The sequence below is a fragment of the Nitrospira sp. genome, from assembly GCA_029194535.1.
Taxonomy (GTDB): Bacteria; Nitrospirota; Nitrospiria; order Nitrospirales; family Nitrospiraceae; genus Nitrospira_C.
On record JARFXR010000001.1, the window covers coordinates 1,205,955 to 1,231,452 of the forward strand.

Consider the following 25,498-nt stretch of genomic DNA (forward strand, 5'->3'; position numbering starts at 1 on the left):
GGTACGACCACGTTCCTCAAGCCGTTCAACTCGTTCCTGTACTTGACTATGAGCAAGTTGGATTAGGGCGCGTGTCTCTCTGAACTGCTCGTCCATATGGTTCCGTTCTTCAGCGTGGCGCTCATTCACATGCAACTGCAACCCTTCGGCGACCAATTGAAGCTCATGCTTGAGCCCTTCAGTGAGAACGCCGGTGTAGCGTTTCGCGTCAGCGACATCGCCTCGCAGCGAGTCGGCAACCACATGAAGCTCTTCCCGGAGTCCTTCGGTGAGAACACCCGCATGGCGTTTCGCATCGCCGATATCTGCCCGCAGCGAGTCGGCAACCACATGAAGCTCTTCCCGGAGCCCTTCGGTGAGCACACCCGCATGGTGTCTGGCGTCCGCGATATCAGCCCGAAGTTCTTGCCGGAGTCCTTCCGTCAGTACCTCGGTATGCTGTCTCGCCTCAGCAATGTCAGCTCGAAGCTCTCGCCGGAGCTCCTGGCTGAGGTGTTCCGACTGGCGTCTGGCGTCCGCGATATCAGCCCGAAGTTCTTGCCGGAGTCCTTCCGTCAGTACCTCGGTATGCTGTCTCGCTTCAGCAATGTCAGCTCGAAGCTCTCGCCGGAGCTCTTGGCTGAGGTGTTCCGAATGGCGTCTAGCCTCCGCGATGTCGACACCAAGTTCTTGCCGTAGCCCTTCCGTCAGTACTTCGGTATGCTGTCTCGCCTCAGCAATGTCGGCTCGAAGCTCTTGCCGGAGCTCTTGGCTGAGGTGTTCCGAATGGCGTCTGGCCTCCGCGATGTCGACACCAAGTTTCTGCCTGAGCCCTTCCGTCAGTATCTCAGTGTGCCGCTTCGCTTCTGCGATGTCAGCCCGCAGCGACTCTGTCGCGGCGCCGATGATTCCCTGAATTTGCTCGAGCGAAGCTTGGTCCATATCCGATCCGTGAGAACGCTGCGGAAGTCTAGGACGCTGCAAGAAGGAAGTCAACGCTCGCGACACCGAAACGGCGTGCTGCCGCCGTCGAAATACCATCATTTCATGTTACAAGTCCCTTCATCATTCCCCATGCCACATGCTGTATTCCAACGGCGCAACCCAGAACTCACGACTCAGTATTTCAGACTCACTCCTCAACTTAGCACTCAACGCTCAACACCTACTTCTCGCACTCCCAGGACACTGGGCGCTCACGGGACACAGCCCGCTCACCAACTCGCGGGCGTTCACAGGCGTAACGCGCCTTATTCGACGCGTCGTGAACCTCGCTCCCGTCCGCAAACGTGACGCTCCTTATTCCTCGCGTCGCGGACCTCAGCACTTCCCTCGTGTGACCTTCCCTGTCACAGTCTTGCTTTATGATGCCTGCCGTGATCCTAATCGAACGAGCTGCCGTGAGCTGGTCGAAGGGTAGAATGCGGCCGTACCTGAAAGGAGGATCGATGAAACCACTGTTGGCGTCGCGGATCGAAGAAGCCCTGATCTTCGCCACCCATCTCCACGCGGCCCAAATCCGCAAGGGCACAGAAATACCCTACATCGCGCATCTGCTCGGTGTGGCCAGTCCGGTGATTACCCACGGCGGGAACGAGGACGAAACCATTGCGGCCTTGCTTCACGACTCCATCGAGGACCAAGGCGCGAATCCGGCCTTGCTGGCGGCCCAGTTCGGCAAGGCGGTGGCCGACATCGTCGAGGCCTGCACCGATACGGACGTGACGCCGAAGCCACCCTGGCGGGCACGCAAGGAGAAGTATCTCCCGCATCTCGCCGCTGCCTCTCCGTCCGTGAAGCTGGTCGCAGTCGCAGACAAGCTCGACAATCTGCGAGCGATCCTGGCTGACTATCGGATACTTGGACCGGCGCTGTGGAGTCGATTCAACGCCGGGTATGAGGACCAGGTTTGGTACTTCCGCGGCTGCGCGAAGGCCCTGCAGGGCGGGCCAGCCTCGCTGGTGAAGGAGCTGGAAACAGCGGTTCAGCAACTGGAGCAGCTAGGAAAATGAATATATCCCAGGTTCCTTGGGTCAGCCGAAGCCGACCGACAGGGTCCGTACGCTCCAGCCTGTTATCAAGTGAATTAGGGCTTAACAGAATCGTCGTGCCGAAAAGCTGGTAGAAATACGGGCCATTTTTCATGGCGGCCTTGGCAATTTGACCAAGCCCACAATAAGAATGGTTGCAATCCATTAAGGAAATGGGTAAAGCCATTCGCGATGGTGACCCCTTACCATGCCAAGTTCTTCGCGTACGAACTTACCAAGCGGTGTCCGTCCGACAGTATCGAGAAACTCGCCAGCGCACTTGTCGATGCACAGGTCGATCTGAATCCCCATCAGATTGAAGCGGCGCAATTCGCGTTTCGGTCGCCTCTTTCGAAAGGCGCGCTTCTCGCCGACGAAGTTGGACTCGGGAAAACCATCGAAGCGGGCCTCGTGCTTTCGCAAAAGTGGGCAGAACGAAAGCGGCGGGTGCTGGTCATTACGCCTTCAAATCTACGCAAGCAGTGGCATCAGGAGCTACAAGAGAAGTTCTTTCTGCCCTGTCGCATTCTGGAAACGAAGTCCTACAACCAGGCCGCCCGGCAAGGAAATGTCCGCCCATTTGAAATTCACGACATCGTCATCTGTTCCTACCAGTTCGCACGTTCGAAGGCGGCGGAGATCAGCCTCATGCGTTGGGATCTGGTTGTCATCGACGAAGCGCATCGCTTGCGGAACGTCTACAAACCCACCAACGTCATTGCCAACACGCTGAAGCAGTCTCTGAAGGACGCGCTCAAGTTGCTCCTGACTGCCACGCCATTACAAAACTCGTTGCTTGAACTCTATGGCCTCGTAAGTGTCGTGGATGACCGGATCTTCGGGGACCTCAAGAGCTTCAAGGAACAGTTTGCCAATCTGCACAACAAGCCGACCTTCGATATCTTGAAATCGCGCATGCAGCCGCTGTGCAAGCGAACGCTGCGTCGCCAAGTCTTGCCTTATGTGCGCTACACCAAGCGCCTGCCGATGGTCCAGCCCTTCACGCCGGCAGAGAGCGAGGACCGGCTCTATCATCTGGTCTCCGACTACCTGCGACGAGACAATCTTCAAGCCCTACCGGCCAGCCAACGGACCCTGATGACTCTTGTGTTGCGGAAGCTCCTGGCCTCGTCCTCCTTCGCGATCGCCGGGGCACTCGAGTCCATGAGTCAACGGCTCCGTGAACGACTGCGCCAGGCCGATGGACCAAACCCACTGGAACAGGCGCTGGAAAAAGATTTCGAGGCACTGGACGAAATCGCCGACGAATGGGAGGAGGAAGAACCCTCACCTGAACCCCTCACCGAAGCAGATCGGAAGGCCATTCAACAGGAGATTGACGACCTCGAAGGCTTCAGGACACTCGCTGTTTCGATTACCCATAACGCCAAGGGGCAAGCCCTGCTGATCGCCTTGCGGACAGCCTTCGGCAAAGCCTCGGATCTCGGCGCAGCCCAGAAAGCCATCATCTTCACCGAATCCAGACGCACGCAGGAGTATCTCCTCCGAGTCCTCGCCGACAGTCCCTGGAAAGACCACATCGTGCTCTTTAACGGCTCCAACAACGACGAGAAATCCAAGCAGATCTATCAAGCGTGGCTCCAGCGTCATCAGGGAACCGACCGAGTCACCGGCTCTCGCTCTGCCGACATGCGCTCTGCCATCGTGGACTATTTCAAGGAGCAGGGCCAAATCATGATCGCCACGGAAGCGGGAGCCGAAGGCATCAATCTCCAATTCTGTTCACTGGTCGTCAACTACGATCTGCCCTGGAATCCGCAGCGGATCGAACAGCGTATCGGCCGCTGCCATCGCTATGGACAAAAGCACGATGTGGTTGTCGTGAACTTCCTGAATCAGTCCAATGAAGCGGACCAGCACGTGTTCCGACTGCTATCCGAAAAATTCCAGCTCTTCGAGGGCGTCTTCGGGGCGAGCGATGAAGTACTGGGTGCCATCGAATCCGGCGTCGATTTCGAGAAGCGCATTGCCGACATCTATCAGCGATGCCGGACTCCACAGGAGATCAAGACCTCGTTCGACCAATTACAGAGCGAACTCGGCACGCAAATCGATGAAGCCATGACCCGCGCCCGCCAACTCCTCTTCGAACACTTCGATGACGAAGTGCGCGAGAAGCTCCGGGTCAGTGACGAGAGCTCCAGGCTGTACTTGAATCGATACGAGCGCATCCTCATGCAACTCACCCGCTTTGAACTGCGCGAGCACGCGGAATTTCTCACCGACTCGTCCTTCAAGCTGCAATCCTGTCCCTTTACAGGCGACATTCCTCTGGGGTTGTATGAACTACCTCGTCGAACGGGAGAAGCCCATCTCTATCGACTCGCGCATCCATTAGCTGAACGGGTCTTGGCGCAAGCGAAAGGCCGTACCCTGGAACCGGCTGAGCTGACCTTCGAGTATGGCAAGCACGACGGCAAAGTCACGGTCGTCGAGCCCTACATTGGGAAGTCTGGCGTCTTGAACGTGTCGCTCTTGACCGTCGAGGCGCTGGATCAGGCGGAGGACTATCTGATTTGCACCGGAGTAACGGATTCCGGTGAGGTGCTTGATGAAGAAGTCGTCAGGCGGCTGTTCTCCCTACCTGGAACAGTGACCGAATCGAGAACAACGCCACTCGACCATCCCTCGCTTCGCACGAAAACCGAAGAACGCCAGGACGCCATCAGCCGACAGATTTCCAAGCGCAATGCCGAATTCTTCGAGATTGAAGTCGATAAACTCGATGCCTGGGCAGACGATCTGAAGGTCGGTCTTGAGCGGGAGATCAAGGAATTCGATCGGCAAATCAAGGAGGCCCGTAAAGCTGCCGTGACGGCACTGACGCTGGAAGAAAAAGTGGCAGGCCACAAACAGATCAAGGCCCTGGAAGCCGAGCGGGGCAAACGCCGCCGGGCCCTGTTCGATGCCCAAGATGAAATCGACCGCCGCAGGGAACAGTTGATTGCCGAGGTTGAGGGGAAACTGCAACAAAAGGTAAGCTCCGAGCAGCTATTCGCCATCCGTTGGAAGGTACGCTGAGGGCTCAAGAGTGGTTTGGGCCGTAACCAGGCCATCGTTTATTCCGGTTCGTGGGTAACAAGGTCTTCTTGTTAAATCAGAGGTCTCATGAACGTTCCGGTTGCAGCCGGTTTACTATTACGCTATTTTAACAAGCATGACTAGTGCTCCAAGTAGCAAAATAAACCGGCTTCTCAAACAATGGCCCATCGGCGCGGTCGCAGTGCTGCCGTGGCTGGAAAAGCAAGGAGCCTATCAGCAACTGATTCATGAATATGAAAAAACCGCCTGGGTACGCCGGATTGGCCGTGGCGCCTATGTCAGGGCGGACGATAAGGTCGAGTGGACCGGTGGTCTCTATGCGCTCCAGAAACAACTCCTCCTTCCCATACACGCAGGGGGGAAAACGGCGCTGTCCATGCAGGGATATGCTCATTTCTTGCCGATGGGGCAAGGCCCCACGGTCGTGTTGTTCGGCGCTCCTGACGTCAAACTTCCGCTGTGGTTCAAGCAATATCGCTGGGGCGTCAAGGTCCGGTATGCGACGACCAATTTGTTCGTCGGCAATGGCGATCATGGTCTGACACAAAAAGATATGGGCTTCTATTCGGTCAGTGCATCGACACCCGAGCGTGCCATGATGGAGGTCCTCTATGAGGTGCCGAAGAAAGAATCGTATGAAGAAGCAACGCTTCTGATGGAGGGGCTGACGACATTGCGACCACGACTGGTTCAGGCCTTGCTCGAAAACTGCGCATCGGTGAAGGTCAAGCGGCTGTTCATGGTGCTGGCTGAAAGCTGCAAGCACGCATGGACGAAGAAGCTTGACCTGTCACATGTCGAGTTCGGCAAGGGGAAGCGCATGCTGCTCAAGGGAGGACGGTTTGACTCCAAGTACCGTATCACGGTGCCGGAGAGCCGGGTGTGAGAGAAAGCCGATATGTCAACCAAGTGGAGTTGATGCTGAAAACGATCCCGCATGTCGCCGCGGAAACATGTTTTGCCCTGAAAGGCGGAACCGCGATCAATCTGTTTGTGCGAGACATGCCGCGGCTATCCGTGGACATAGATCTGACGTATCTGCCGGTCGAGGAGCCACGTGAAACCGTGCTGAACAGGCTCAGCGAAGCCCTCCATCGTATTGCGATGGCGATCAAAAGGGTCATTCCAGGCATAAACGTTCAGGAAAGTCACGCGCGGGAATCCAAGCGAATCGCAAAGCTCATCGTGGCGTGCGGCCAGACCAGAATCAAAATTGAGCCGAACGAGGTGATTCGAGGAGCGGTCTTTCCGGTCGAAGAACGTGAGCTGACCGAGCGCGCAGAGAAGATGTTTGAGCGCTCGGTCACCGCGCGCGTCCTCTCAATTCCCGATCTCTATGGAGGCAAGATGTGCGCAGCGTTAGACCGCCAACACCCACGAGATCTCTTTGATGTGAGGCTGCTGCTGGAACACGAGGGGGTAACAGACGAGATACGCAAAGCATTCGTCGTGTATCTCGCCAGCCACGATCGGCCCATCAGCGAACTGCTCGACCCTACACGGAAAGACATACGACCCGTCTACGAAAGCGAGTTCGCAGGCATGGCGGTGGACGAAATCGCGTATGAAGATTTGATCGCGGCCAGAGAGGCGCTCATTGAGACGATCAATACAGCATTGACCGACGACGAGAAGGTCTTTCTCATATCGCTCAAAGAAGGGCAACCGAAGTGGAACGTCATGGGTGTCGAAGGCATTGAGCAACTTCCTGCAGTGCAATGGAAATTGAAGAACATTCGGAACATGAGCGAGAAGAAACGCGACGAGTCCCTGGAGAAACTCAAAAGAGTACTCGGAGTGTGACCGAGTCTCACAACTTGAGTGATCCCAAGGAGTAATCGATGAGCGAACCGACCATCATCTGCCCCTCCTGCAAGACGGAGATCAAGCTCACAGAGTCCCTTGCCGCGCCGCTGATCGAATCCACCCGCCGCGACTACGAGAAGCAATTGGCTCAGAAAGATGCCGATGCAACCAAGCGGGAAGCTGGGATTCGTGAAAGAGAAGAAGCCATCGCAAAGGAGAAAGAACGCCTTGACGAGCAAGTAGCAGAAAAGGTTCGACAGGAGCGGAGTAGAATCGCAGCAGAGGAGGCAAAGAAGGCCAAGCTCGCACTACAGACTGACTTGGATCAGATGGCGAAAGAAGTCACTGATCTTCAGGAAGTCATCAAACAACGTGAAGCAAAACTAGCCGAGGCACAGAAAGCCCAGGCCGATCTGCTCAAGAAGCAGCGAGAACTGGACGATGCCAAGCGCGAACTTGAGCTGACAGTGGAGAAGCGTGTTCAGGAAGGATTGTCCGTGACCCGTGAGCAGGCCAAGAAAGAAGCAGAAGAAAGTCTCAAGCTGAAGGTGTTGGAAAAAGAGCAAACCATCGTGTCGATGCAGAAGCAAATCGAGGAATTGAAGCGAAAGGCTGAACAGGGCTCGCAACAGCTTCAGGGCGAGGTCCAGGAATTGGAACTGGAAGCGCTGCTCCGGGCCAAGTTCCCTCGGGACACAATCGAGCCGGTTCCCAAGGGCGAACATGGGGGCGACGCGCTTCAGCACGTCGTCGGGCCGAACGGCCAACCCTGTGGCACTATCATTTGGGAATCGAAGCGGACCAAGAACTGGAGCGATGGGTGGCTCGCCAAGCTCCGCGAAGATCAGCGGGCTGCCAAAGCAGAAATCGCCGTCATCGTCAGCCAATCACTCCCGAAAGAAATTGAAACGTTTGGAGTGGTTGAGAATGTGTGGGTCACCCATACGAAGACGGTGCTTCCACTGGCACACACACTCCGCCACTCCCTGATCGAAGTCGCCTCGGCTCGCCAGGCCTCCGAAGGCCAGCAGACCAAGACGGAAATGATCTACCAATACCTCACCGGACCGCGTTTCCGTCAACGGGTCGAGGCCATCGTCGAGGCCTTCTCCTCAATGCAGGAGGATCTCGACAAAGAGAAGAAGGCGATTATCAAGCAATGGGCCAAACGAGAAGAGCAGATTGATCGAGTGATGCAGGCAACGGCGGGAATGTATGGGGACCTACAGGGGATTGCAGGAAAGACAATACAGGAAATCGAAGGGCTAGAATTACGTGCGCTGAGTCCACCTGCCTCTCATCCAACCGACACAGATGATCGAATTGGTAATGAGGGATAGAGCACAATTATGTCGCTATTGACTGATATTCTTGTCTGGTCTAGCGCAAACCTCCTGCCTTGGCAGCGCGATGCCCTTCGTCGATTATTTCAACATCAAGAATGCAGCTCGCAAGACATTGATGACTTGTATGCAATGCTGAAGTCTGCCCGAGGATTGCCTGACCCTCAAAATCGCCAGCCAAGTCCACTCGCAGCAGAGCATCTTCCTGTACAGTCTGCCGGTGCCGGCGTTGTGGTTCTTCATGCCCTTCGAGAGTTAAAGAACGTCAATAGAATTGCAGATGGCGAGAAACTCACCTTCGGGCCTAAGGGGATCACGGTAGTATACGGCGGTAACGGTTCAGGAAAGTCTGGGTACTCTCGTGTGCTGAAGCGAGCTTGTCGTGCGCGTGACGTCTCAGAAACTGTCCATGCCGATGCGAGCGATCCGCAGTCCAGCGGGAAAGTCCCGGAAGCAATTTTCGACGTTACGGTGGGCGCGGTCCAGAGGTCGCTTAACTGGAAACGCAATAGCCCAGCTCCTGAGGAGCTTTCAACAATAGCTGTGTTTGATGGACGATGTGCTCGTGAATATCTGGACGAGCAGGATGTTGCCTACCTTCCCTATGGTCTCGACATCGTAGAAAATCTCGGCCAAAAAGTTCTGCCCGAGCTATTGCGCCGATTGAACAGTGAAATCGAATCGACAAACACTGACGTTGCTCCTTTTGCTGATCTAATAGGAGACACATCGGTTGGGAAGGTAATCGCAACTCTCAGCGACACCACAAACAGCGAGCTGGTTAAGAAACTGGCAACTCTCACGAAATCAGAAACGGACCGACTAAACGAACTTGAAAAGACCTTGGCGGAAAATGATCCGAAGACCAAGGCAAAAGGATTGTTGCTCTCAGCGCAGCGCATCAATGGTCTCATTTCTCGCATTGACTCAAGCCTGTCAGACGTCGATGAAGCGGCGACCCAGAAGCTCAAGTCATGCGATACCGAGACAGAAGCTGCGATTAAAGCTGAAGTTCTAGCTGCGGAGAATCTTCGAGCCGGTGAACCATTACTTCCAGGGACGGGCGATCTGACTTGGAAGACCCTTTTCGAGGCCGCGCGTAGTTTCTCTGTGGAATCAGCCTATCCCAGTGAAGCCTTTCCACATGTGTGCTCAGGAGCTAAGTGTCTGTTGTGCCAACAGCCGCTGAATCAAGACGCAGCAAGTCGTATGCAACGGTTCGACGAGTTCTTGAAGCAAGAGACTGCAAAAGTAGCAACGGAAAAACGCCAGCAGCGCGCGTTAGCTGACCAGAAACTTGCTAAGGCTTCTCTTGCTTTTGGATTGGAGGACGCGCTTATTGAAGAACTCAAGCAGCTAGATCCGGCCGTGCTTCAGCGTGTCCAGGATTTTGAGAAGGAGGTTGAGAAACGAAGAACATGGCTACGGGGTTCCCTTAATACTCATGATTGGGATAGCCCTTCCCCATTGGATTGTGACCCACGGCCAAGGTTGAAAGAGATTTCCAAGACACTACTCGATCAGGCAAGGGACTTAGAGAAAGCGAGTGATGAGGGTCACAGGAAAGCCCTTGAAACTGAACGTGCCGAACTTCGCGCTCGATTTAACCTGTCCCTGCGATCCGAAGCCGTACAAGACCTCGTTCGGAGAATGAAGGTCAAGGCAGCATTGATTAAATGTAAAGATGATCTGAAAACGAAAGCGATTTCAGATAAGGCAAAGGAATTTGCGAGTCAAGCTGTCACAGCCGCACTGAAGACAGCGCTAGATAAGGAATTTGAGGCTTTGGGAGTCGGCCATATAAAAACCAAGCTCATCGAACGTGTTGAGAAAGGGAAGATGAAGCACAAGTTGGTGTTAGCTCTTCCCGTTACCACAAAATTGGACGAAATCCTGAGTGAAGGAGAACAGAGGGCGATTGCCATTGGGTCTTTCTTAGCCGAATTACAGTTAGCTGGGCTCAGTGGAGGGATTGTATTTGATGACCCAGTGTCCTCGCTTGATCATCACCGACGGATGCGAGTGGCACGTCGTCTTGTCGAGGAGGCTAAACAGCGCCAAGTAATTGTGCTGACACATGAGACTGTATTTCTGTGCGAATTGCTCGACGCAATTGAGCAACAGAACATTGACTGCCAAATGCACCATCTGGAATGGGCAAATGACCATCCAGGTCATGTTATTGAAGGACTTCCTTGGGAACACATGGACTACAAGGACAGGCTGAATAAGTTGGAGGGAGAACAGAGGCAATTAGAAGCAAGTTGGCCGGCCTATTCAAACGAGGAAGAACGCTCCAGGATGCGAAGGCAATACAGTCGCTTGCGTGCGACAATTGAACGTATCATCCAGGACGTTGTGTTTAATGGGGTTTTGCACCGCTACCGAGACAGAATCAGTATTGATCGACTTAAGCAAGTGGTGGGCTTCACAGAATTTGAATTCAAGGAAATTGAAAGACTTCATAAAGTGTGTTGCGAGGTTATAGATTCTCACGATGCTTCCTCTGTAAAAAATCAACCGGTCCCTACTGCTGAGCAATTAGGACAAGATATTAGAGACGTGAGATCGCTTGCAAAAGCAGTCAAAGGCAGGGGGAAGAAAGCACCTGTGAGCAGCGCCGGAGCATCGTCTTAGACATGGGCAACAACCGAACCAAACTCGAACTCACTTGGATTGGGAAGGAGAACCGGCCGAAGCTGGACCTGCCCGCCGTCTGGCAGGCGGGGCCGCGGATTCTGCAGAGGACCTGGAGAAATCCGACTTCGACTCGCACCGGCTCACCGACCACGATGTGTTCGACACCCGGCTCATCGTGTGAGATGACGAGTCCGACCGTATGGACCAAACAACATCATCTTGCGCACCATGGCGTGAGTTGACAACCGCATGGAGGCAGACGAATGAGTAAAGCCTTGCTCAAAATCGAACGAGAAGCGGTTCGCTTGCCGGTAAAAGATCGAGAAATTCTGGCTGAACGTCTCATGCGGAGCGTGAAACAGGAGCCATTGACTCGGGTGGAAGAAGCCTGGGTGGAAGAGGCCGAGCGTCGGTTTTCCGCTTGGCGGCGTGGGACGCGAACGGGGGTGCCGGTTGAGCGGGCGTTCAAACAGATTCGCACAGATCTCGGCTGCGATATAATCCCCCCGAACCTGGAAAATGGGCGGAACAGCCGGAGGTGAATGATGAGCAGAATCACCATGGACATACCGGAGGACATCCTGTTGGCGCTGAAGCTCCAGCCGGATGCGATGAGTGAGGAGTTACGGGCGGCGGCAGCGGTCAAGTTATTCGAACTCGGACGGTTGTCTTCCGGCGCAGCCGCGCGGTTGGCCGGCATCCCCAGAACGATCTTCCTGACCAAGCTGGCTCAGTACGGTGTGGATACGTTCCGATTGACCGAGGAGCAACTGCGGGAGGAATCCGGGATTGCCTGAGGTCATCTCCGACACCTCGCCCCTGCAATACCTGGCTCAGATCGATCTGTTGCACATGTTGCCGACCTTGGCCGGACACATCATCGTGCCCCAAGCCGTCGTCGAGGAACTGGCACAGGGACGAGCAGCCGGGCTGAGCCTGCCTGATCCCACGGTGATCGAGTGGATGACCATCAGACGACCGGTGAGTGCGTCGGCCCTCGCGCTTGTCACAGACCTGGGCCCTGGGGAAACGGAGACCTTGCTATTGGCTCTGGAATCGCAAGACCCGCTGGTCATCCTCGACGATGCGCTTGCCCGTCGCATCGCCAAAACCCGGGGCATTCGGGTCATTGGAACATTGGGAGTGCTTCTGGAGGCGAAACGGACCGGTCATGTGCCCCTCATTCGCCCCTACCTCGATCGATTGGACACGTTGCGCTTTCGCCTGGCCTCACACACCCGAGAAGCGGTCCTCAAACTGGCACGTGAGTAACAGTAGTGGCACAGAAACCCAAACTCGAACTCACCTGGATTGGAAAAGAGAACCGGCCGAAGCTGGAGCCGCGCATTCTGTTGGAGGACCCGGAGAAGTCCTACCATGCCCCGCACCGAGTGACGGACCACGACATTTTCGACAACCGGCTCATTTTTGGCGACAATTTGCTTGCACTCAAGGCGCTCGAACAGGAATTCACCGGCAAGATCAAATGCATCTACATCGATCCGCCATACAACACAGGTTCTGCCTTTGCTCAGTATGAAGACGGTCTTGAGCACTCTACCTGGTTGTCATTGATACACGCGCGGCTGGATCTTCTACGCTCACTCTTGTCTCCAGACGGTTCGTGTTGGGTCCAACTTGACGACAACGAGGCTCATTACTGCAAAGTCCTTATGGATGAGGTATTCGGTCGCAGCAATTTCGTGGCCAACGTTGTCTGGAACAAGTCCTACGCTGTTAGAAGCAATGCGCAGTTCTTTTCTACAGCCCATGAGCACCTGCTTGTGTACTGCAAGGATCGCTCTCAGTTTAACCCCAATAAGTTTGCGCGAACTGAGAAACAAGAGGCGCGATACGACAACCCGGATAATGATGGTCGCGGTCCATGGCAATCTGTAACCATGACAATAAGTCTTGTAGGCGGAGCGCGTGGTCGCCAGTATGCAAGGACAGGGAAGTCTGAGAATATTTATGAAGTAACGTCACCCAGTGGGAAAAAGTTCTGGCCACCTGCTAACCGTTGTTGGTCCCGCAATCCGCACGGATTTGGTACCCTGGATCAGGACAAGCGTATTTGGTGGGGTCCTAATGGGGATCGCGCACCACGTCTCAAACTGTTTCTTTTAGAAGCCGAAGAAGGGATTCTCCCAACCACTCTTTGGGCGGAAGGTGAACTATTTGGGCTGAACCAGGACGGTATACGAGAAATTCGTGCGCTCGGTCTCCCCGACTTTCCAACCCCAAAGCCAGAGCGATTGATGCAGAAAGTATTGGAGATTGGGTCAAGCGCTGGAGATTTGATACTCGATTCCTTTGCTGGTTCCGGTACCACCGGTGCCGTTGCTCACAAGATGGGCCGGCGGTGGATCATGGTGGAGTTGGGCGAGCATTGCCACACGCACGTCATTCCGCGCCTGAAGAAGGTCATTGACGGAGAAGACAAAGGCGGTATTACCGAGGCGGTTGGTTGGAAAGGCGGCGGAGGGTTCCGCTACTACCACCTTGCGCCGTCGTTGCTGGAGAAGGACAAGTGGGGCAACTGGGTCATCAACAAGCTCTACAAACCAGAGATGCTCGCGCAAGCCGTTTGCAAGCTGGAAGGGTTCACCTACGCGCCGAGTGACACCATCTACTGGCAGCAGGGGCACTCTTCGGAACGGGACTTCATCTACGTCACCACGCAGAACTTGAGCCATGACCAGTTGCAGGCGTTGAGCGATGAAGTCGGCGACGGCCGCTCCCTGTTAGTGATGTGCTCGGCCTTCCGTGGGAAAGCCGATCGCTATTCCAACCTCACGATCAAGAAGATCCCCAAGACGGTCCTCTCCCGCTGCGAGTGGGGCCATGATGATTACAGCCTGAAGATCGAGAACTTACCCAAGGCCCCTCACCCCAACCCTCTCCCAGGGGGAGAGGGGGAGGACAAGTCTGGCCAGCAGGGGCTGGAGCTGGAAATCAGTTGAAGAGTGGGTGGACGTCCGATATGAGTCCACAGTTTGTAAGGAGCACGGGATGCCCACGATCAGCGTCTTCTACGGGATTGTGATACAAATGTTTTGGCGGGAACACAACCCACCCCACTTTCACGCTCTCTATGGGGAATATGAGGCGGTATTCGATCTGCGTGAGTTGCGCGTATTGCGGGGATCGTTGCCTCGCCGCGCCATGGGGTTGGTCTTGGAATGGGCGAATGAGCATCGAGACGAATTGATGGAGGATTGGAATCTATGCAGCCAACTCAAATCCCCAAAACCAATCGATCCCCTGAAGTAGAACCGGATATTCGGCATGTTGTGCCTTGGCGGATTGTGTCCGTCACTGTCGTTTCAGACTTGCGCTTGAGCGTGACCTTTGTCGATGGCACCACAGGCGAGGTGGACTTGCGGACCTTTCTGAGCAGTCCGCAGGCGACGGGAACGGTGTTCGAGCCGCTACGCGACCCAAGCGCCTTTGCTCAGGTTGGAGTGGTGATGGGCGTGGTCCAATGGGCGAATGGCGCGGATCTCGCTCCCGATGCCATGTATGACGCGATCAAAGCCCACGGCCGGTGGATTGTCGAGTGAAGGAGGGGCGCTGCGTTTTTAGATGAATCGCCACGTCAATGCGATTGCCGGACGACTGAGCCTCAGGCTTCCCCAGCGGCAGTCGCTGGAGATCCTGGACCGCGTCACGGAGATTGTTCCGCCCAAGAAGAACGCCGATCTGGCTTCAGCCCTGGCTGCTATCAAGAGCGAGTTTCCCACGGTCACCGACTTCGAACGCGAGTTTCCGTCTCTCTGCTTTGCCCTGGCAACCGGTGTCGGGAAAACCAGGCTCATGGGCGCCTTCATCAGCTATCTCCACCTGGCACACGGGATAAACAACTTCTTTGTTCTTGCCCCGAATCTCACCATCTATAACAAGCTCATTACCGACTTTACTCCGAATACCTCCAAGTATGTCTTTAAAGGTATTGCCGAGTTTGCTACTGAGCCACCAGAGTTAATCACTGGGGATGACTATGAGGCGAAGGCGCGGTCGCTCTTCGATGTATTTACACGCTGCAAGGTGAACGTGTTTAACATTTCGAAGATCAATACGGAGGTTCGCGGAAACAAAGCTCCTCGGATCAAACGATTGTCAGAGTATATCGGCCAAAGTTACTTCGAATACTTGGCTGGACTCGAAGCTCTCGTTCTGATCATGGACGAGTCACATCGATATCGGGCTTCTGCTGGAATACGAGCCATCAATGAATTACGACCGATCCTCGGACTGGAATTGACGGCTACGCCGTTCATCGGCACGACCATTCAAAACCGTCAGTATTTCAAGAACGTTATTTACAATTTCCCCCTGGGCCGGGCTATGGAAGACGGATTCGTGAAAGAACCGGCTGTGGTGACCCGGAAAAATTTCAATCCATACGGAATGAGCCCCAAGGATATCGACCACCTCAAGCTAGAGGACGGTGTCCACCTTCATGAACAGACCAAGGTGCTCCTAGAAACCTACGCACGCGAGCATGGGCAAGCCATCGTTAAGCCGTTTGTGCTGGTGGTGGCGCAAGATACTGCTCACGCTGCTGAGCTTCTCAAGCGCATCCAGTCTGACGACTTCTTCGAGGGACGCTATAAGGACAAGGTGATCCAAGTCGATTCCAGTACGAAAGAAGAAGATTTTGTGGATCGCCTTCTCAAAGTCGAACACAGGGATGAAGCGACGGAGATTGTGATCCACGTCAATATGCTCCAAGAGGGATGGGATGTCACCAATCTCTACACCATTATTCCCTTGCGTGCTGCATCGGCCCCACGACTGATTGAGCAAACGATTGGTCGGGGCCTTCGCCTGCCGTATGGGAAACGAACGGGTGTCACGGTGGTTGACCGGCTGAATGTTATTGCTCATGACCATTTTCAAGAAATTATCGATGAAGCCAATAAGCCCGATTCCCCATTCCGGATTCAGCACGTTGCCCTTACTCCGGATGAATTGTCCCGAAAGACCGTCACCGTCGTGTCTCAACCCCAGCTATTGAACCGCCTTGGGCTGCAACCGGCCCATCCGTCGCCGAACACCATAGTGGCGAGCACGGACTCTCCTCCTGTGTTTACAACCCCGGAGGAGCAGAAAGCTGCTCAGATTGCCTACAACGTCATCAGAAAGTTGGAAACGGAGCCGCAGAAACTTCCCAACGTGATGTTTCTCTTGAAGCCGGAAATCCAGGCAGAGATTGTCAAGGAAGTGGAGGCGCAATATCGGCCAGCCCAGCTCGAGCTGGAAGGGGTCAAGCCATCGCTGGATTTTCGGGTAATTGTGTCAGAGACCTCGCAAGTCATCACCCAACAAGTGATCGACATTCCACGAATTCTTGTCATCCCGAAGAGCGAAGTACATGCGGGGTTCAAGCCGTTTACAGTAGATCTCGGCGCGTTGAACTATCCTGCTCCCTCCGATGAGCTCTGGATTAAACACCTCCGAACCAATCAGCTCGAAGTCGTGGCCCTCGGAAAAACTGGTCTGGATGAATCCAGAATGGAAGATTATGTGGTTGCCGGGTTGATCGATTTCGACGATGTCGCATATGACGAGCATGCTGAGTTACTGTATGACTTGGCCGGCCAGGTCGTTCATCATTTTCGCGGCTATCTCTCAGAGATCGACACCAAAAAGGTTCTCCGCCTCTATCAACGTGACATTGCACGCTTCGTTCATGCTCAGATGGAACAGCATTACTGGGAAGATCCTGTCGAATATGAGTTCAAGGTCAGCAAAGGGACTGAAACAAAGCTCAAGGAGAGTGCCTATACCAGACTCTCCCGCGAGGAAGACCTTGATTTCAGACAGCCTCCACCTGATGTGAATAATATCGGTAAGTATCTATTTCGAGGCTTTAGCCGTTGCCTCTATCCCGTGCAGAAATTCCAATCTGACTCAGAGCGTCGGTTCTCAGTGATTCTCGATCGCGACACGCTCAAGTGGTTCAAGCCGGCGAAAGGACAGTTCCAGATATTTTATAAGCTCGGAGCCGATCAGCCAGAGTACGTACCGGACTTCGTAGCCGAAACGTCGGACAGTATCTTTATGCTGGAGGTCAAATCTCGCGCCGATCTGACTGATACCCTCGTCCAAGAGAAGAAGAAGGCAGCTATGACATGGTGCTCCCATGCCACAACATTTTCGACTAGTAACGGCGGCAAACCGTGGAAGTACGTCCTCATCCCCCACGACGTGATCGCTGAAAACATGACGCTCGCCGGGTTAGTTAGTCAGTTTGCGGTTGGAGCTTCGTAGTTGAACAATTTGGTAGCGCCCGCTCGACCTGCCCGACGCCAGGCAGGCGGGAAGGGCGGGCCCTTCGACTAGGCTCAGGACAGGTCCTTCGACGATGCTCAGGACAGGCGAGGAGTGAAACGTTTGCCGTGTGGGCTGCTCTCGCAATGTATAACGAGGGGAGGAGAATTGAGTCTAGAGCAGTTCGTGAAATCGCTCGATGGAAATTTCCGCTGCATCGAGGATCTGTTTGAGTGTGCCCGGCTTGAGCACGTGATGGCGCGGAATAATGACGATGTGTTTCTCGTCCGTCATGGCGATATGTTTGCCTTCTCGCAAGATATAGAAGCCCTCCCGCTTCAGGGCTCTCACGACTCGTTCATGAGAGACCTGCGGAAGCTTCGTCATACGGTGACTTCGACGGTCCTCAGTTTCTTGAGCCGTTTCAGATCTTCGACGCTTTCCAGGTAGGTCTTGATGGCGTCTTTGATGTTGTCTAATGCCTCTTCTTCGGTTTCGCCCTGAGAGACGCAGCCCCTTAACGTGGGGCAAGAGACGACATACCCTCCGGCCTCGTGATCTTGTTCTATGACGATCGGATATTCCATACGCACCTCGTGAGCGCTTATACCATGCCGGCATTATAGCAGAATGGGAATAGGGTGTTGGCATGCAACTTTATCAATAACAGCGCGTAGGCCGCCCATGAGAGCACTGTCACGCCCGCTCGAAAGGGCGGGCCCTTCGGCGGGTTCGGTAGGCTCACCGCAGGCTTGGCTCAGGACAGGCGAGGATTGAAACGGCAGGAAGTCCATGATTTGTGCTTTGGAGGCGGAGAAGTGAATCGCGTGCACCGGCTCACCTATACCGTAAAATTCACCTCCGGCATTCAATGTGCGCGAGAGAATAGTTATCTAGCATGCCACAGCTAATCGACCTTCTCGCCGAGGCCCTCCGCCTTCTTCGGGAGTCGCGCAACCACTTCAAGAGCCGCCAGGTCGCCCAGGCTCGGCGGCTCGTGGAGGAGGCTATAACCCAGCTAACTGGCAAGGACCCTTATGACCCCGACCGACCTCAAAGCCCTCCGCCGTGACATGCGCCTCTCGCAGACCCAGTTTGCTCGCCTCCAGCGCGTGACGCGGAACACCGGCACCCGCTGGGAAATCAACTAGACATCTACGGGGCGTCTTTTCTCGCCCGTCGGTCTCAGGGAGTTCCGACTCGATTGAGCCAATAGTCGGGATGCCGTTTGGCATGGGCGACCGCGAGGATTCGGATTTCGGTCGGCAGTTCAAGAAACACGAGGGCATAGGGGAATCGGGAGAGCAGGGCACGTCGGATGACGAGATCAGCGGCCATCTTCGTTAGCCGGGGAAATGATAGCGGACGAGCTTGGATGGCGTGTTGGGCTTGACTGATGTCTTGGAGAAATCTCAGGGCGAGCCCGGATTGACGAGTTTCGTACCAGGAGGCGGCTTCAGCCAATTCTTCCACGGCCTCAGGCGAGAAGCCGATTGGTTTCATCGCTTCGGGAGGCGATCCAGCACCTGCTTCTGCGCATCTTTCCAGGAGAGACTTGGCTCACCGGCTTGAGCGGCCTGTGCCCGGCGCTCAATTTCCACGAGCCATTCCTCGTCACTGCGCGTGTGCCCCGGTTCCGTCGGTGGCAGGCTATCGAGTAACTCGACCACCAATTCAGCTCGCTGCTCATCCGGTAGCTTCAGCGCATCCTTGAGGAGTTGTTGGGTCGATGGAGCCATGGGAATACTGTAGCCGAACTTCTGGAGAAATGAAAGTCGGTACGTGAGCAGAACAGGGCATGGGGGCGCGCGAAAGGCCTGGAGGTCGTGGCTTCACTTGATGCTCCGGTGTCGCGCCCGCTCGACCTGCCCGACGCCAGGCAGGCGGGAAGGGCGGGCCCTTCGGCGGGGCTCAGGACGGGCGAGGATTGAAATCCGGAACTGCGTGGGGGCAAGCCGCCTCCGAAACCGAGATTCCGCTGCAGAGATGCCGCAGCCCTCTTGGAGCGTCAGTTCCGTGGAGGAAACACACTGCACCCTCACCCGACGCGCCAGTGCGTTGAGTACACGCATGTCTCAGGACAAGGTGGACGCAGCGCGGCGGCTCTCTCCTGTGCAGCGATTGCTGCTGGCCCTGGAACTTTCCGACACCTGCCACGAATTGCAGCGCGCGTGTTCGGCCAAGCGCTAACCGAGATGGTGCGTCGCCTCGACGAGGCGCGCGCCCATCAGCTCCTGGATCAGTATGCGTTGATCGGCGGGTTTGCCGTCGCGGCATGGGGTGTCCCGCGCGCCACGCGCGACCTGAATTTTGCCCTTGCGCTTGGCTCCGCCGATCCTGCGGCGTTGTCTCGCCATCTCCAGGCTCGGTTCCAGTCCGGTGAGGCCGAAGATCCCCTGCGCGGGGTGTTTCAGACGACCATGACGATCGACGGTGTTTCCATCACGGTTCAGTTGATTGTGTTGCCTGCAGCATGGAATGCGATCGTCTTCCACGGGATCGAGCAACTCTCCATCTTTGGGTCTGCGGTGCCGGTTGTCTCGTGGCAATCGCTCATCCTCCTCAAATTGTACGCGGGGGGACCGCAAGACTTCCTCGATGCGCAACAGATCCTTGCCGTTCGCCAACCGACTCAAGCCGAGCAACAGGCTGTCTCCGCACTCGCGGATCGGATGGGACTGTCAGCCGGATGGCAGGTGTTGATCAACCGATAATCCCTCGAGCGTCAGCGATCGTCTTGACAGCGCGCACCCGTATCGAAAGAGGGCAAGAAACGAGGATAGGCTACTTTCCCAGGTTTGCCCGAAGCTGGTTTGCAGGTACCTCGGACGAATCGGAGACTTCAGTTGAACGGATGAATCCTGAGCCTGCTGGAGTGAGAGCCGTGGAAGCACCTCCACGAGCAACTCCTTCGGTCGGTACGGCTCCCCGTTTTTCCAGAACTCGATCGACAATCCCTTCGGTGCGGGCCATCCGTCCAGTCCCAGCAGTCTCACCAGCTCCCTACGACCGTGGGCTGCGGATCGAGGGGCGGTAGGACTTGCGTGGAGAAGGAACAGGTCGCGCCCGCTCGAAATGGCGGGCGAGGATTGAAACGATGTGCAGATGCTTGGGCTGCCCTGGCTCGAACGGTTCGCAGGGGCCTGGAGTCCGGGAGAGACCAATCGAACTTCTGGCGATTCGCGGCTCCATAACTTTTCGATCAACCGGGATCGACTCTGGCGTTTAGCCGACGCTGATTCTTGCCTTCAGCCGACCGGCTGTATGCGGTGTCGCTCCGCACACTCTAGGGGGCGTCGTGCCCAAGGCATTCGCTGAATCCGTTGTCGAAGACGCAGCCCTCGCTTGGCTGGAAGGCCTCGGCCATGGAGTCAAACGTGATCCCGATATGGCTCCTGCCGAGCCGGCGGCGGAGTGCACGAACGACTGGACGGCTGAATTCTCAGACCTTCCGGTGCGGGTGAGCCGTCGCGCAGCCGGCGTGAACGGTTTCGATTACTTGCCCGTGAACCTTGCAATCAGCCGACAGCCAGGCTTACGATCAGCCGATGCCGGATCGCCTCCTCTACCCCCGTTTTGCCGAGCCACGATTGGCCGAGGCCCTCGCCGATGCCCCGGCGGTGAGCCGATTCGTTTACCTCCGATACCGTTGATGACACAATCACAAGACTCCGCTCTTGGTCGTTAGGGTTGCATGAGTATGTATCTGACACTCGCACTAGGCTTCATTCTGTTTCTCGCTTCTCCGCTCCTCGCCCAGAGCCCTTGTGTCAGCTGTCTCAATGCGGTTGAGGATGGACTGCGGACCTGCCTCAACAATGCCTTTAGCTCAGAAGACCGGAAGGCGTGCGAGGATCGGCGGCAGGGGCAGATGCAGGCTTGCGTGGCAGGGGAGTGCAAGGTCGAGCGAGACGAACAGGCGGCGCTCGAGCATCGCACCGAGCCACAGGCGCCGAAACGGCCAGGTCTCACCCCCTACACCCCGACCAGCATCGAATGGCTGACGCTGACGGTGAATGCGCAGCTGCAGGAGCAGCCGAGCGGCGATCGTTTGTTTTCCCTCCATGTCGTTGAAGCGGATCACGAGACGCTGGCGGTCGTCGTGCGGCATCAGCCGGGCGCGAACCGGGAACTTATGACCCGCAGCATCGCGACGGCGCGGCAAGTCATCATGAGCACCGCGAAACGCCATGGATGGGATGCCTGGGTCAAGATTCAGGAGCGGATCGAGACGTCTCCAGCCAAGCCGTAAGGCAGCTCGAGGATTGACACCCTTCCCTCTGTTCGCGCGTGGTAGCGGTCGGCGTTGGATCCCATCGAAACATTCACGAAATCGTCTAGGGTTGGATGAAAGGCGCTGAGGTGTTGGGCGCTGCGGACTGTTGACCGCAGACCTCCACGATCGGCCACACGCGTTTGGCAAGGGCGCGGCCGTCGGAGGCCCCCTCGCGCAGTTCGACCAGGGAGCCGTCGTTGAAGCCGACGATGAAGAGGTCGTAGCCGATGAGCGGCTCCTTGGCCAGGCTGTCGGCGTTGCGGGTAGCGGTGAGGTAGTATTCCTTTTGGTCAGGACTCACGACGAGACGCGATTGATAAGGCGAGGTGATTTTGTCGATTCGATGTTGCACGCAGGAGGCGAGCACGGCAGGGGGCGTGGCGAAGGTTCCCGATTGTTGCGGCTGGGTTTTTCGTATGTCTGCGAGGCTGGCCGCGCATCCGCATAAGACGACCACGAGACTGCCTACGATCATTCCGCGCATAGGCCGCACTATGACAGAATCCGCCCGTCGAGGACAACCGGCGAGACGGAATGGTAGCGGGTCAGGTTGCCGTTACCTGTCGGCCTCGTGTCGCTGTCCCGGATTGCTCAGCCCGCCAAGGAGCGGGAGCAGGGCCGCTTCGTTCAAGCCGCTTCCATTTTTCATATCGGCGCTGATTTCATCGAACAGGTGATCGGCTTCCGGCCCCAGTGAACGGATGCGTTGTTCCAGGTGGCCGGAGAAGAGTTCCTGCTGCACTTGTCCATCGTTCAGCTTGCCCGCCTTGATGTTCTGATCAAGAAGCTGCGCTAATCGTTCCAGTTTCTGATAGAGGTCCGGCGGAAGAGCGTTCAGGACCCCGGCGGCACCGGCCGGCGGGTGGATGCCGGGCGCTTGGGCCGACGCCGGAGAGGCGGCGAGCAAACCGGCGGCGATGACCGTCGAAATCGCCAGACGTGACATAGGATCCTCCTGCGGTTTTGTTCGCGTCAGTATCGCAAGAGTTCTGCGCTCAGGACAGCGAAACTCGTATTTGGTTTCTCAAGATCTCCTTGGGTTTCTCAAGGGGGGTGGTATGCTGGATTCGTCCGATTCGTGTTGTGTGATTGTTTTGTGATGGAGCGCCGGTGGGAGACGGATACTTCAGCTTTGAGGTGACGATATACGCCCTGGCCATCGCGGCGTTGCTGGGACTGTGGCTGTTCCACCAGGCGCAAGTTCGTGCAGGGCGCATCCTTGCCGTCGATCTCTTCGATCGATCATTGGTCCGCATGTATGTGTACGCCGCGCCGCAGGGCACGGCGTTGTGCCATGTCTGCAGCCAGGCGCAGGGACGGGTCTTTCTCTCGACGAACGCCGACAAGAAGGGGTTCTCTCCTACCGATGGACTCTGCGAGGCCGAGGGCCGTTGCCAAGGTCGTGTGATCGGACTGTACGGCGGATGGGCGGAGGCGAGAGAGATCGTGGCGCGGCTACAGCGCTCGTCCAAGAAGACCGTGGTCCGGTTGTCGTCCGAGGAATTGCGCGGGTTGGTGACGGGCGAGTGGAGGCAGAGCGTCAGCGCCAATACGGACCGGATCAACGTGCACATGCTTGAAGGGCTGTGTCTCGAGACGTCCGACGTCGATCGCGCCGCCGCGGGCTATCGGCAGGTGATCGAGCGCGCCGCCGATTCCCGTCATCTCTGGCTCGTCGCACCGGCATACCTTCGGCTGATTGACCTGCTCACACGCACCGGCTGCGACGAGGAGGCATCCAGAACAATCGAGCGATTTGAACGGCGGTTCCCCACGCATCTGCACGGGCTCCTCGCTCCCTCTGTCGATCAGCGAAAGATCCTGGAAGAGAAAAAGTCTCTGCTCTGGAAGCGCCGGTCGCTGAAGGTGTCGGCCTAGCCCACATTATGGACAACGGTTCGTGACGAAATTGGGAGTTCGGGGACTGACACCCTTCCCTGCGGCCGCCTCCCCGCCGCATGGCTTCTGCAGGCAGGCGCGTGGTGTCTGTCCCCGTTCGAAGGAGGACACCCGTCCGAACCGGGACAGGCACCCGCCTTTGCCAGGCCACGGCGGGAGCCAGTTCCCGTCACGGGGCGGAGGGTGGCCGTCTCCTCGGCTTAGTAGTTGGATTCGAGGCTGGAGGGCGTCTTGTTCAGGACCGTGGCGGCGGCGCGGGAGAGCGCTGCGTCGTGTTCGTGGTCGGGGGAGTAGATGCGGAACTGGACCAGGCGGGTCGGAAGGAGGTCTAAAAACTCCTCCAGCGGTTCCACCGAGACCTGTTTCGTGCCGGGGTCGTAGACATACAGGGGATTGCCGCGCCGGTCCTTGGGATCGGGACGAGGATCCAAGGGGGCCATATCGACGCGGAACTCGATCTTCTGAAGCGCCGCCGGTAGTTCTTTCCTGATCTGCCTGGCGAAATGTTCGTCGCTGGGGAAGTCCATGCCCCGCTCCTGCCCCTTCTCCTTCAGCACGGTGCTGTAGGCCATCTTCCACTTCACGTTTCGATCGAGAATCCGCGCCCATTCCTCGCCGAGGCGCCGCTCTTCGGTCTGCCGGGATTTCCGCCAACTGCGCGCCTGCTCGAGCAGCGACCAATCGGTCAGCGTGAGATAGTCGTCCATCTTCTTTCGCGGGTCGTGGGGGAAGATCAGTTTCATCGTGTCGCCGAAGATGTCCTGCAGATGGATGTCGATGGCTCTGGTTGTCCGGTGAAAGTACACGTTGGAGTAGAGATACATCCGCGTGTTCAGGAACATCTGGAGCGCCGGCAGCCCCGTCTTGTGGATCGTGAAGCCCTTGTCGGTGAGGATCGTGTAGTGGATCAGCCTGGTCAGATCGACCGGTCCCACGGCCACGCCGCACATATAGGAGTCGCGGAGCACATAGTCCAGATTGTCCGCCGTATAGCTGCCGCCGATCACCGGCTGCAGCACGTTGAGCCAGCGCGGCAGGCGGGAGTTGTCCTTGCCCTTTTCCTTCAGGATCACGTGCGCGATCTGGTCGGGATTGAGCTCCTCGCCCTTGGCAAAGGGCCCGGACGGGCTGCGGCGAATCTTGCGGATGATCGGCCCGAGATGTTCACGGATAATGATCTGCCCCAACCGTTCGTGGCTCGCGTCGAAGGTGTGGAGAAAATTGTCGTCGAAGAAATGGCAGAAAGGGCCGTGTCCGATGTCGTGCGCGAGGGCCGTGACGCGGAGGAACGATTCGACATAGGGCGCGGACGGCACGTCCGGCGCCGCCTTTTTCAGAAACGGGTAGAGGTGGTTGGCAAACTGTCCCGCCACGTGCATGGTGCCGAGCGAATGCACGAACCGAGTGTGCTCCGCGGAGGGATAGACCCAACGGGCGCTCTGCAATTGATAGATGTAGCGGAGCCGCTGAACCCAGGGCGAATCGATCAAGTCCTTTTCGGTCCGCTCGTGCTGGTCGGCCTGGGCGTAGGGGACGGTGAAGGAGACGTACTTATGAATGGGATCGGCGATCAGCGCCGAACCGTCGTAGGGAGCGTTGACTTGACGCGGGAATGCCGGCGGCGTCATAGGGCGACTTCATCTTAGCCCAGCGGATCGCGGGGCGGCAATGGCTCGGGGTGAGGCGCCCGCAGCGGCGCATGGACCACCGCCGGCTGGATGGGCTGGTGCAGTGTCCCATGGCCGGGCCGGCGGTACTTGCTGATCAGATAGTAGGCGAGCGGGTAGGCCAGCAGCGCTCCGATCAGGCTCAAGATCGTCCCTCCGAGCACAAAGGGGACGGCATAGGGCATGACTTGTTGATAGATCGCTGTGAAGCTCAGGTCGTGCCAATCGAAGGTGGGCACCTCCGTCCGGCCCAGGATCAGCGCGCCGGTCCAGTAGGTGGCCCCGAGGACCGGCACGATCGTCCAGGGATTGTTGACCAACGCGCCGGCCATCAGCGCGACGAAATTCAGTCCGAAGGCCCAGGTGCAGAAGACGACCAGTACCATGTGCAGGCCGTAGAACGGGCAGAAGGCGATGGCGATGCCGACCGCGAAGGCCAGGGCGGTACGCCCAGGCGATTCCTGCAGGTGAAGGAGCTGACGCACGAGCGAGCGGAAGGACGCCATGATTCGTCGGTGG

At 56.7% G+C, this 25,498-nt stretch carries 25 protein-coding genes; 17 read left to right on the forward strand and 8 right to left on the reverse strand.

From position 1 onward, the window contains the following. Positions 1-96: 96 nt before the first annotated feature. The 14 genes from P0111_05510 to P0111_05575 all read left to right on the forward strand — a co-directional run bounded on the left by P0111_05510 (position 97) and on the right by P0111_05575 (position 17,137). Entirely contained in the window at positions 97-678 is a 582-nt protein-coding gene (locus tag P0111_05510) for a hypothetical protein (protein ID MDF0643465.1), read from the forward strand. Between the two features lie 749 nt (positions 679-1,427). Continuing rightward, the gene (locus tag P0111_05515) at positions 1,428-1,991 is read left to right on the forward strand and encodes an HD domain-containing protein (protein ID MDF0643466.1); all 564 of its coding nucleotides are present in this window, start codon (positions 1,428-1,430) and stop codon (positions 1,989-1,991) included. Positions 1,992-2,201: 210 nt separating this feature from the next. After that, complete coding sequence (locus P0111_05520; GenBank protein ID MDF0643467.1) at positions 2,202-5,051, forward strand: SNF2-related protein; 2,850 nt, start codon at positions 2,202-2,204, stop codon at positions 5,049-5,051. Positions 5,052-5,151: 100 nt separating this feature from the next. After that, positions 5,152-5,958 carry a type IV toxin-antitoxin system AbiEi family antitoxin domain-containing protein gene (locus P0111_05525; protein MDF0643468.1) on the forward strand — a complete coding sequence of 269 codons (807 nt, stop codon included), beginning with the start codon at positions 5,152-5,154 and terminating at the stop codon, positions 5,956-5,958. 32 nt (positions 5,959-5,990) lie between these two features. Further along, entirely contained in the window at positions 5,991-6,875 is an 885-nt protein-coding gene (locus tag P0111_05530) for a nucleotidyl transferase AbiEii/AbiGii toxin family protein (protein ID MDF0643469.1), read from the forward strand. A 38-nt stretch (positions 6,876-6,913) separates the two neighbouring features. Further along, entirely contained in the window at positions 6,914-8,218 is a 1,305-nt protein-coding gene (locus tag P0111_05535) for a DUF2130 domain-containing protein (GenBank protein ID MDF0643470.1), read from the forward strand. A 9-nt stretch (positions 8,219-8,227) separates the two neighbouring features. Further along, on the forward strand, positions 8,228-10,858 hold the full coding sequence (locus P0111_05540) for an AAA family ATPase (GenBank protein MDF0643471.1): 2,631 nt from the start codon (positions 8,228-8,230) through the stop codon (positions 10,856-10,858). Between the two features lie 266 nt (positions 10,859-11,124). Beyond that, entirely contained in the window at positions 11,125-11,403 is a 279-nt protein-coding gene (locus tag P0111_05545; GenBank protein ID MDF0643472.1) for an addiction module protein, read from the forward strand. After that, on the forward strand, positions 11,404-11,658 hold the full coding sequence (locus tag P0111_05550; protein ID MDF0643473.1) for a UPF0175 family protein: 255 nt from the start codon (positions 11,404-11,406) through the stop codon (positions 11,656-11,658). Next, positions 11,651-12,133 carry a DUF3368 domain-containing protein gene (locus P0111_05555; protein ID MDF0643474.1) on the forward strand — a complete coding sequence of 161 codons (483 nt, stop codon included), beginning with the start codon at positions 11,651-11,653 and terminating at the stop codon, positions 12,131-12,133. The genes P0111_05550 and P0111_05555 overlap by 8 nt, the downstream gene beginning before the upstream one ends. A gap of 5 nt (positions 12,134-12,138) precedes the next feature. Continuing rightward, positions 12,139-13,824, forward strand: a complete 1,686-nt coding sequence (locus P0111_05560) for a site-specific DNA-methyltransferase (protein ID MDF0643475.1) — start codon at positions 12,139-12,141, stop codon at positions 13,822-13,824. Positions 13,825-13,873: 49 nt separating this feature from the next. Beyond that, the gene (locus P0111_05565) at positions 13,874-14,134 is read left to right on the forward strand and encodes a DUF4160 domain-containing protein (GenBank protein ID MDF0643476.1); all 261 of its coding nucleotides are present in this window, start codon (positions 13,874-13,876) and stop codon (positions 14,132-14,134) included. A gap of 20 nt (positions 14,135-14,154) precedes the next feature. Further along, positions 14,155-14,424, forward strand: a complete 270-nt coding sequence (locus tag P0111_05570) for a DUF2442 domain-containing protein (GenBank protein ID MDF0643477.1) — start codon at positions 14,155-14,157, stop codon at positions 14,422-14,424. A gap of 22 nt (positions 14,425-14,446) precedes the next feature. After that, on the forward strand, positions 14,447-17,137 hold the full coding sequence (locus P0111_05575; protein ID MDF0643478.1) for a DEAD/DEAH box helicase family protein: 2,691 nt from the start codon (positions 14,447-14,449) through the stop codon (positions 17,135-17,137). Between the two features lie 174 nt (positions 17,138-17,311). Here the strand turns inward: P0111_05575 and P0111_05580 are convergent, their stop codons facing one another. The 4 genes from P0111_05580 to P0111_05595 form a co-directional block, all read right to left on the reverse strand. Beyond that, a complete protein-coding gene (locus P0111_05580; GenBank protein ID MDF0643479.1) occupies positions 17,312-17,524 on the reverse strand; it encodes a type II toxin-antitoxin system HicA family toxin in 213 nt (70 codons plus the stop codon). Then, positions 17,521-17,724 carry a type II toxin-antitoxin system HicB family antitoxin gene (locus P0111_05585; GenBank protein MDF0643480.1) on the reverse strand — a complete coding sequence of 68 codons (204 nt, stop codon included), beginning with the start codon at positions 17,722-17,724 and terminating at the stop codon, positions 17,521-17,523. The genes P0111_05580 and P0111_05585 overlap by 4 nt, the downstream gene beginning before the upstream one ends. 598 nt (positions 17,725-18,322) lie before the next feature. Next, positions 18,323-18,640, reverse strand: coding sequence for a type II toxin-antitoxin system RelE/ParE family toxin (locus tag P0111_05590; protein ID MDF0643481.1), 318 nt, complete (start codon positions 18,638-18,640; stop codon positions 18,323-18,325). Next, positions 18,637-18,876, reverse strand: a complete 240-nt coding sequence (locus P0111_05595; GenBank protein MDF0643482.1) for an addiction module protein — start codon at positions 18,874-18,876, stop codon at positions 18,637-18,639. The genes P0111_05590 and P0111_05595 overlap by 4 nt, the downstream gene beginning before the upstream one ends. A gap of 456 nt (positions 18,877-19,332) precedes the next feature. On the opposite strand from P0111_05595, the gene P0111_05600 reads away from it, so the two are divergent. Next, positions 19,333-19,851 carry a hypothetical protein gene (locus tag P0111_05600; protein ID MDF0643483.1) on the forward strand — a complete coding sequence of 173 codons (519 nt, stop codon included), beginning with the start codon at positions 19,333-19,335 and terminating at the stop codon, positions 19,849-19,851. A 980-nt stretch (positions 19,852-20,831) separates the two neighbouring features. Continuing rightward, the gene (locus P0111_05605) at positions 20,832-21,389 is read left to right on the forward strand and encodes a hypothetical protein (GenBank protein MDF0643484.1); all 558 of its coding nucleotides are present in this window, start codon (positions 20,832-20,834) and stop codon (positions 21,387-21,389) included. A gap of 85 nt (positions 21,390-21,474) precedes the next feature. Here the strand turns inward: P0111_05605 and P0111_05610 are convergent, their stop codons facing one another. Beyond that, entirely contained in the window at positions 21,475-21,888 is a 414-nt protein-coding gene (locus tag P0111_05610; protein ID MDF0643485.1) for a hypothetical protein, read from the reverse strand. An 81-nt stretch (positions 21,889-21,969) separates the two neighbouring features. Next, positions 21,970-22,359, reverse strand: coding sequence for a hypothetical protein (locus tag P0111_05615; protein ID MDF0643486.1), 390 nt, complete (start codon positions 22,357-22,359; stop codon positions 21,970-21,972). 164 nt (positions 22,360-22,523) lie between these two features. Here P0111_05615 and P0111_05620 point away from each other — a divergent pair, with 164 nt between their 5' ends. Beyond that, complete coding sequence (locus tag P0111_05620; protein MDF0643487.1) at positions 22,524-23,291, forward strand: hypothetical protein; 768 nt, start codon at positions 22,524-22,526, stop codon at positions 23,289-23,291. A 221-nt stretch (positions 23,292-23,512) separates the two neighbouring features. Here the strand turns inward: P0111_05620 and P0111_05625 are convergent, their stop codons facing one another. Both P0111_05625 and P0111_05630 read right to left on the reverse strand, forming a co-directional pair. Further along, a complete protein-coding gene (locus tag P0111_05625) occupies positions 23,513-24,940 on the reverse strand; it encodes an HD domain-containing protein (protein ID MDF0643488.1) in 1,428 nt (475 codons plus the stop codon). A gap of 14 nt (positions 24,941-24,954) precedes the next feature. Beyond that, positions 24,955-25,485: a DUF2062 domain-containing protein gene (locus tag P0111_05630; protein MDF0643489.1), complete on the reverse strand. Its 531-nt coding sequence runs from the start codon at positions 25,483-25,485 to the stop codon at positions 24,955-24,957. Positions 25,486-25,498: the final 13 nt, after the last annotated feature.

Excerpts from the sequence above, each read along its gene's own strand:
- P0111_05510 (MDF0643465.1), top strand. The coding sequence starts at position 97 with ATGGTTCCGTTCTTCAGCGTGGCGCTCATTCACATGCAACTGCAACCC.
- P0111_05515 (MDF0643466.1), top strand. The coding sequence starts at position 1,428 with ATGAAACCACTGTTGGCGTCGCGGATCGAAGAAGCCCTGATCTTCGCC.
- P0111_05520 (MDF0643467.1), top strand. The coding sequence starts at position 2,202 with ATGGTGACCCCTTACCATGCCAAGTTCTTCGCGTACGAACTTACCAAG.
- P0111_05530 (MDF0643469.1), top strand. The coding sequence starts at position 5,991 with ATGCTGAAAACGATCCCGCATGTCGCCGCGGAAACATGTTTTGCCCTG.
- P0111_05535 (MDF0643470.1), top strand. The coding sequence starts at position 6,914 with ATGAGCGAACCGACCATCATCTGCCCCTCCTGCAAGACGGAGATCAAG.
- P0111_05540 (MDF0643471.1), top strand. The coding sequence starts at position 8,228 with ATGTCGCTATTGACTGATATTCTTGTCTGGTCTAGCGCAAACCTCCTG.
- P0111_05545 (MDF0643472.1), top strand. The coding sequence starts at position 11,125 with ATGAGTAAAGCCTTGCTCAAAATCGAACGAGAAGCGGTTCGCTTGCCG.
- P0111_05550 (MDF0643473.1), top strand. The coding sequence starts at position 11,404 with ATGATGAGCAGAATCACCATGGACATACCGGAGGACATCCTGTTGGCG.
- P0111_05565 (MDF0643476.1), top strand. The coding sequence starts at position 13,874 with ATGCCCACGATCAGCGTCTTCTACGGGATTGTGATACAAATGTTTTGG.
- P0111_05575 (MDF0643478.1), top strand. The coding sequence starts at position 14,447 with ATGAATCGCCACGTCAATGCGATTGCCGGACGACTGAGCCTCAGGCTT.
- P0111_05580 (MDF0643479.1), bottom strand. The coding sequence starts at position 17,524 with ATGACGAAGCTTCCGCAGGTCTCTCATGAACGAGTCGTGAGAGCCCTG.
- P0111_05585 (MDF0643480.1), bottom strand. The coding sequence starts at position 17,724 with ATGGAATATCCGATCGTCATAGAACAAGATCACGAGGCCGGAGGGTAT.
- P0111_05590 (MDF0643481.1), bottom strand. The coding sequence starts at position 18,640 with ATGAAACCAATCGGCTTCTCGCCTGAGGCCGTGGAAGAATTGGCTGAA.
- P0111_05595 (MDF0643482.1), bottom strand. The coding sequence starts at position 18,876 with ATGGCTCCATCGACCCAACAACTCCTCAAGGATGCGCTGAAGCTACCG.
- P0111_05600 (MDF0643483.1), top strand. The coding sequence starts at position 19,333 with ATGGTGCGTCGCCTCGACGAGGCGCGCGCCCATCAGCTCCTGGATCAG.
- P0111_05605 (MDF0643484.1), top strand. The coding sequence starts at position 20,832 with ATGAGTATGTATCTGACACTCGCACTAGGCTTCATTCTGTTTCTCGCT.
- P0111_05610 (MDF0643485.1), bottom strand. The coding sequence starts at position 21,888 with ATGATCGTAGGCAGTCTCGTGGTCGTCTTATGCGGATGCGCGGCCAGC.
- P0111_05615 (MDF0643486.1), bottom strand. The coding sequence starts at position 22,359 with ATGTCACGTCTGGCGATTTCGACGGTCATCGCCGCCGGTTTGCTCGCC.
- P0111_05625 (MDF0643488.1), bottom strand. The coding sequence starts at position 24,940 with ATGACGCCGCCGGCATTCCCGCGTCAAGTCAACGCTCCCTACGACGGT.
- P0111_05630 (MDF0643489.1), bottom strand. The coding sequence starts at position 25,485 with ATGGCGTCCTTCCGCTCGCTCGTGCGTCAGCTCCTTCACCTGCAGGAA.